At 65.7% G+C, this 6,290-nt stretch carries 7 protein-coding genes; 5 read left to right on the top strand and 2 right to left on the bottom strand.

The features are described from left to right. The 4 genes from VW23_RS23750 to VW23_RS23735 all read left to right on the top strand — a co-directional run. Positions 1–463, top strand: a 463-nt coding sequence (locus VW23_RS23750; protein WP_141728473.1) for an ABC transporter permease subunit, incomplete at its 5' end; no start/stop codon positions are given. Beyond that, positions 463–1,209, top strand: coding sequence for an ABC transporter permease subunit (locus tag VW23_RS23745; protein ID WP_069911966.1), 747 nt, complete (start codon positions 463–465; stop codon positions 1,207–1,209). The genes VW23_RS23750 and VW23_RS23745, both read left to right, overlap by 1 nt. A gap of 2 nt (positions 1,210–1,211) precedes the next feature. After that, positions 1,212–2,354 carry a succinylglutamate desuccinylase/aspartoacylase family protein gene (locus tag VW23_RS23740; protein ID WP_069911965.1) on the top strand — a complete coding sequence of 381 codons (1,143 nt, stop codon included), beginning with the start codon at positions 1,212–1,214 and terminating at the stop codon, positions 2,352–2,354. Continuing rightward, entirely contained in the window at positions 2,355–2,870 is a 516-nt protein-coding gene (locus VW23_RS23735; protein ID WP_069911964.1) for a hypothetical protein, read from the top strand. Positions 2,871–3,062: 192 nt separating this feature from the next. Here VW23_RS23735 and VW23_RS23730 read toward each other — a convergent pair whose 3' ends face one another. After that, entirely contained in the window at positions 3,063–4,136 is a 1,074-nt protein-coding gene (locus VW23_RS23730) for a Gfo/Idh/MocA family protein (RefSeq protein ID WP_069911963.1), read from the bottom strand. Continuing rightward, positions 4,136–5,353, bottom strand: coding sequence for a mannonate dehydratase (uxuA, locus tag VW23_RS23725; protein WP_069911962.1), 1,218 nt, complete (start codon positions 5,351–5,353; stop codon positions 4,136–4,138). The genes VW23_RS23730 and uxuA overlap by 1 nt, the downstream gene beginning before the upstream one ends. 168 nt (positions 5,354–5,521) lie before the next feature. Here uxuA and VW23_RS23720 point away from each other — a divergent pair. Further along, positions 5,522–6,290 (top strand): GntR family transcriptional regulator (locus VW23_RS23720; protein WP_069911961.1); only part of this gene is annotated, 769 nt, incomplete at its 3' end.

The raw sequence follows: 6,290 nt of genomic DNA, 5'->3' as shown, positions 1-6,290 counted from the left end.
CTGCGGGCGCGTCGATTACATCAGCCTGGCCGGAGTCGAGCGCGGCATCGTCTACGGTGCCTTCGCCGGCAGCGTGAGTGGCGGCGCCATGAACTCGGTGCCGCGCGGCCAGCTCGAGGCCGCCCGGGCCTATGGCATGAGCCCGCTGCAGGTGCTGCTGCAGGTCCATATCCGGCAGATGTGGGCCTATGCCCTGCCCGGCCTTTCCAACATCTGGATGCTGCTGATCAAGGCGACCTCGCTGCTGTCGCTGCTGCAAATCTCCGACATCGTGCTGTGGGCCGATCGGCTCGGCTCACCCAATTTCACCCGCTCGGCCGGGCTGGTCCACCCCGACTGGCGCTGGGGCTATTACCTCGTGCTGCTGATCTTCTACATCCTTCTGACCTTCCTCTCCGAAAAGCTGTTCACGGCGCTGCAGCGCTGGGCCGGACGCGGCATGGCTACGGCGGGAGCCAGCTGATGGAGCTCATCACCGCCATCGCCAATGACCTGGTGATCCTCGCCAAGCCGGCGCTGTTCAACATCTATTTCGCCGCGGCCTCGATCCCCATCGGCTTCGTGCTGGCGATCTTCGTGGCGCTCGGCAAGGGCTCGTCGCACAAGCTGGTCACGGCCCTCAGCCGCGGCTTTATCTACGCCTTCCGCGGCTCACCCTTCTTCATCCAGCTGTTCATGTTCTACTCGCTGGCGCTGGCCTTTAACCTCAGCCTCTGGAAGCCGCTCGGCATCGACTGGATCGTCTTGAACCCCTTGGTGCTCGGCCCCGCCGTGCTGGTGCTCAACACCACTGCCTACACCGCCAACATCCTCCACGGCGCCATGCAGAACGTACCCAAAGGCGAGATCGAAGCGGCGCGCGCCTTCGGCATGAACCGCCTGCAGCTGTTCCGCGCCGTCACCTGGCCCAATGTCATCCGCATCGCCTGGCCGGCCTACACCAATGAGGTGGTAGTGCTGTTCCACACCACGGCCCTGGTCTACTTCACCCTGCCGGTGATCAACGACGAGAAGGACCTGATGAACAAGGCCGGCGAGCTGTTCGAAAAGGACTACAACGCCTTCCTGCACTTCCCGGTGGCCGGGCTCTATTTCCTCGGCATCTCGATGATCATTTTCTTCGTTTTCGGGCGCGTCTATCGCCATCTCATGCGACACCTGCCGCAAGCGCCGGCGATCCGATTCTCGCCGCGCTGGATCCGGGGGTAGTCATGGCATTCGAGAGAAAGGTCGTACCGCTCAAGGGCGATACCCCCGGCGCGGTGACCGAGTTCACCTATTACGTCATCGGCCCCAGGGATGCGCCCGAGAAGGTCCACCTGCAGGCGGCGCTGCATGCCGACGAGCACCCCGGCACCATGGTGCTGCACCACCTGTTGCCGATGCTGCGCCAGGCCGACGACCAGGGGCTGCTGCGCGCCCGCTTCACCGTGATGCCGCTGGTCAACCCCTTGGGCATGGCGACCTTCGCGCTGCGCCGCCATATCGGCCGCTACGACGCCAATACCGGCATCAACTTCAACCGCCGCTGGCCGGACCTGTTCAGCGCGATCCGTTCGCAGCTCAATGGCCGGCTGTCCGATGATGAGCGCTTCAACGTCAACCTGATCCGCAAGGCCGTATCGAACTGGATCGACGCGCAGCAGCCACGCAGCGCCAACGAGCAGTTGCGCCTGCTGGTGCTGAAGGAAGCCCACGATGCCGAGTTCGTCTTCGATCTCCACTGCGACGACGACTCGCTGATCCACATCTTCACCTCGCCTGAGCTGATGCCCGAACTGCAGGATCTTGCCGACTGGATGGGCGCCGCGGCGACTTTGACCGCCGCCGACAGCGGCGGCGGCTCGTTCGACGAGGTGCTGCCGCAGCTCTACCGCAAGGTGGCTTTGGCCAACCCCGGAAAACCCGTGCCGATGGCGAGCGCCACCGCAACACTCGAATATCGCGGCCAGTCCGATGTGTTCGATCATTTCGGCGCCGACGACGCCCGCCGACTCTGGGGCTTTCTGTGCGAACGCAACCTGATCGATACCGATCCGGGCGCCCGCCCCGCCCCGCTGTCGGAAGCAACGCCGTTCGATGCCACCGAGATCGTCCGGGCCGACCGTCCCGGCCTCGTCGCCTATCGCGTCGAGCTCGGCGAACGGGTCACCAAGGGCCAGCCGGTCGCCGATCTGATCGCCCTCGATGGGCCCGAAGCCTTCATGGCCCGCACCCCGATCCTTGCCACGACCGATGGCCTGGTGCTGTCGCGCGCCATGGCCAAATATGCGCCGCGCGGCGCCGGCATCATGAAGATCGTCGGCAAGACGCCGATCAGCGGCCGCAAGGGCGCCTACCTGCTCGAGGACTAGATGATCGACCTGAGGCGCAATAATGGTGCGCTGACGCTGTACGCCACGCACCAGCAGCCGCCGCGGGCCATGTGGCTCGCCGGGTCAGTTGTGGTGTCGGCGCTGCTCTATTTCATGCTCGAGCAGCAAATCCCCGATCCGACCCTCCGCCTGGTCTCGGCCGCCATCTGCATCGCCGCGCCGTTCGTCGCCGCCGCGGTGCTGTACCTCAGGCCCCACACCACCAGCATCGTCACCGCGTTCGACCCCAAAGCTCGCCGCATCCGCTCCGAGCAGAAGCACGACCGCGGCAAGGATGTCGTGCTCGAGCTGGGTTTTGACGAAGTCGCAGAGCTCAAGGTGGCCGAGGACCATGCCGAGCGACCCCGCCACGACGTGCTGTCGTTGACGCTGACGGATGGGCGGAATATCCAGCTGGCGCTGAAGTCGCGGCAGTACACTGAGGGCGGCGAAGGTCAGGACCTGAGCAAGGTCGCGGCGTTCATTCGCAGCGAGATGGGGTTGCCGGAGGGGTAGCGCCGAAGCTTGCAGTCTGCGCCCCCTCGCCCCTCTGGGGAGAGGGCTGGGGTGAGGGGCGCCAAGCGCACAAGACCAAGGTTGGTCTGCTACTCCCGCGGAGGCTCTTCCGGTGTGCTTGGCTACCCTCACCCTAACCCTCTCCCCAGAGGGGAGAGGGGACGCACTTTGCGCCGGCCGCGTCTTTCACAGCTACCCAGCCCAGGGCTGCCGCCCACTCCGCACCGTCTCACCCGTCCGCGCCGCCTCGTGCATCAGCAGCGACAGATACTGGTCCTGCGCACCCTCGGCATAGGGATACGGCCCCGTACCCTGCCCGCGCACCAATGCCCCCATCCGTTCCATCGCCACGGCGATGGCGATCTCGTCGTCCATCAGCCGGGCATTGGGGTACGGCATGGTCCACACCACCTCGTCGCCGCACAGCATCGCTTCGAGCGCATAACCGAACAAATTCCCGTAGCGGCCCGATTCATTGCGGGTGAAAGCTTGGGTCAGCGGCTGGCCATAGACCGGCATTACCCGCGCCTCGAGGTCGGCGATCTCGCCGCGCTCGCCGCGAATGACGACACGATGCGAATGCACCGGCGAGCGGTATTGCACGTCGGTGAAATCGAACAGCCCGAGCCGGTCGCCGAAATCGAACTCGCCCAGCGTCTGCTTGGCGGTGACAAAGCGTTCGCTCTCGGGCCAGCTGAAGCGGTTCGGCCCCTCCAGCGCCCGGGTCTCGAACAGCTTGCCGCGGATGACTGCATCCTCGAAGCCGATGCCGAGGAACTGCCGCATCAGGCTGACGCCATGATAGCCATGCGCCGCCGAAACCCGGGCCAGGCTGACCCGGCCGAGCCCGCCATTGGCGATCACCTGCAGCCGTGCCGCGTGCAGCGGCTGGAACAGGTATTGCTCGGCGATATGCAGCCGAAAGCCCTGCTCCACCAGCCGCCAGATCGCGATCATGGTCTCGAGGTCGAGCGCTGCCGGGGTTTCGCACAGCACCGCGAGGCCGAGCCGATGCAACTCGGTGAGGATAGTGAGATGCGCGTCCGCCTTCACCGAGAGCACCACGAAATCCGGCTCCGCCGCCGCCAGCTCCGCATAGCTGGCAAAGGCCGGCGCGTCCCATTGCGCTGCGAATGCCGCCGCCTTGGCGGGGTCGCGCTGCACCACGCCCACCAGCTGGAACCGCTCCGGCAATTCCCGGGCGATGCGCGTGAAGAATTCGGCGCGCCAGCCGCCGCCGATCATGCCGAAGCGGATCGGCGCCATCAGAGGCCGAGCCCGAACTCGCGGTGCCCAAGCGCCGTCATCACGCCACGCAGCTCCGCGAGGCCCTTGAGCCGGCCGATGGTCGGATAGCCCGGCTGCGCCCGGCGCCCGAGATCGTCGAGAATGTCCTGCCCATGGTCGGGGCGCATCGGGATCTCAGCGTCCTCGCGGCCCTCGCGCTTGCGCCGTGCTTCCTCGGTGAGGATGGCGGCGATCAGCGGCACCATGTCGGTACTCCCCGCCAGGTGCTCGTCCTCGTAAAACGACCCGGAGATCGCGTCGCTCTCGCGGCGGACGTTCCTCAAATGCAGGAAATGCACCTTCGGCCCAAACTCCTGCATCATTGCCGGCAGATCGTTGTCGGGACGCGCCCCGAGCGAACCTGAGCAGAAGGTCATGCCATTAGCCGGGCTATCGACCGCATCCAGAATGTGCCGGTAGTCGGCCGCCGTCGACATGATGCGCGGCAGGCCGAGCAGCGGGAACGGCGGATCGTCCGGGTGGCAGCAGAGCCGCACCCCGACCTCCTCGGCCACCGGTACGACCTCGGAGAGGAAATCGACAAAGTGCTGGCGGAGCAGGTCAGGCGAAATGCCCTGATACTCAGCGAGATGCGCCCGCACATCGTCGAGCGTCATGCTTTCGGTCGAACCGGGCAGGCCCATCGTGACGTTGCGCGACAACTGCTGTTGCGCCGCGTCATCCATCCCGGCAAACCGGCGCGCCGCCTCGGCGACCACCTCGGGTGCAAAGCTCTCCGCCGCCCCGGATCGCTTCAGGATGTGGATTTCGAACACCGCGAAATCGTTGATGTCGAACCGCATGCAGGTGCCGCCATGCGCTACCTGGTAGCGCAGGTCCGTGCGGGTCCAGTCGAGCACCGGCATGAAGTTGTAGCAGACGGTCCTCAAACCGGCCGCCGCGACATGGCGGAGGCTCTGCTGGTAGTTGGCGATATGCTCGCGCCAGGCGCCCTTCTGCTTCTTGATGTCCTCGGACACCGGCAGGCTCTCGATCACGTCCCAGGCGATGCCGGAAGGCGTGCCGTCCTTGCGCTGCCGGATCTGCTGCTGGCGCTTGCCGATCTCCTCGGCGCTCCACACCACCCCGTTGGGCACGTGATGCAGCGCCGTCACCACCCCCTCTGCGCCGGCCTGCACGATGTCATCGATGCTTGCCAGGTCCGCCGGACCGAACCAGCGCCACGTCTGCCTCATTTGGCTTCTCCAATAGCGCCAGGAGGGGAAAGTTCTGAGACTTTTCCGCCTCGTAAGCGCGACAATTCAAGGACCTGGAACATTTCGCGGTTCAAGGAAACGGCGAAATGCTCTAGCGCTTCCAACCGCGCCAACCGGTGCTAGTATGGCAGCGTTGGGGGAGTCAACATGACCATTGAACTGGAGCTGGTAAACCAGCCCGTCATCGCCGGAACGCGGCAGCTTTCGATGAGCCAGCGGGTCTATGACACGGTCCGCAACGCCATCGTGCAGCTGCAGCTGCGGCCCGGGCACCTGCTCTCGGAAGCCGAGCTGGCCCGGCACATGGGCGTATCGCGCCAGCCGGTGCGCGAGGCCTTCATCAAGCTGGCGGAAGCCGGCCTCGTCGAGGTGCGGCCGCAGCGCGGCACCTTCGTCAAGCTGATCTCGATCCGCGAGGTGCAGAACTCCCGTTTCATCCGCGAGGCGATCGAGCTGGCGGTGATCCGCAAGGCCGCCGAACGGATCAAGCCATCGGGCATTGCCGAACTGCGCGAACTGGTGGCCGAGCAACGGGTGGCGCTCGCCGGCAAGCTGATCGATTTCATGCGGCTCGACGACGATTTCCACTGCGCCATCGCCGCGCATGGCGGCGTTGAGCATGCCTGGCGCCACATCGTCAGCCTCAAGGCGCAGCTCGACCGCGTCCGCTTCCTCGGCTTCCCCCAGGCCACCCCCCGCCCCCAGGTGATCGCCCAGCACACCGCCGTGGTCGACGCGCTGGAGCGCAATGACGTGGACGGCCCGGTGACCATGATGCACCTGCACCTCAACGAACTGGCGCCGTCGCTGCCCCAGCTGGCGGAGGAACACGCGGCTGTCTCTTATACACATCTGACGCTCACGCCGAGCGATCTAGTGTTGATCTCTGGGGGCGTCGTCCGCCTCCACAAAACAA

This window comes from Devosia insulae DS-56 (assembly GCF_000970465.2).
Lineage (GTDB): Bacteria > Pseudomonadota > Alphaproteobacteria > Rhizobiales > Devosiaceae > Devosia_A > Devosia_A insulae.
This window is presented reverse-complemented; position numbering and strand designations above follow the sequence as displayed.

What these genes read in the sequence shown, in the direction of transcription:
- VW23_RS23740 (WP_069911965.1), top strand. Translation starts at nt 1,212, where the DNA reads ATGGCATTCGAGAGAAAGGTCGTACCGCTCAAGGGCGATACCCCCGGC.
- VW23_RS23730 (WP_069911963.1), bottom strand. Translation starts at nt 4,136, where the DNA reads ATGGCGCCGATCCGCTTCGGCATGATCGGCGGCGGCTGGCGCGCCGAA.
- VW23_RS23745 (WP_069911966.1), top strand. Translation starts at nt 463, where the DNA reads ATGGAGCTCATCACCGCCATCGCCAATGACCTGGTGATCCTCGCCAAG.
- uxuA (WP_069911962.1), bottom strand. Translation starts at nt 5,353, where the DNA reads ATGAGGCAGACGTGGCGCTGGTTCGGTCCGGCGGACCTGGCAAGCATC.
- VW23_RS23735 (WP_069911964.1), top strand. Translation starts at nt 2,355, where the DNA reads ATGATCGACCTGAGGCGCAATAATGGTGCGCTGACGCTGTACGCCACG.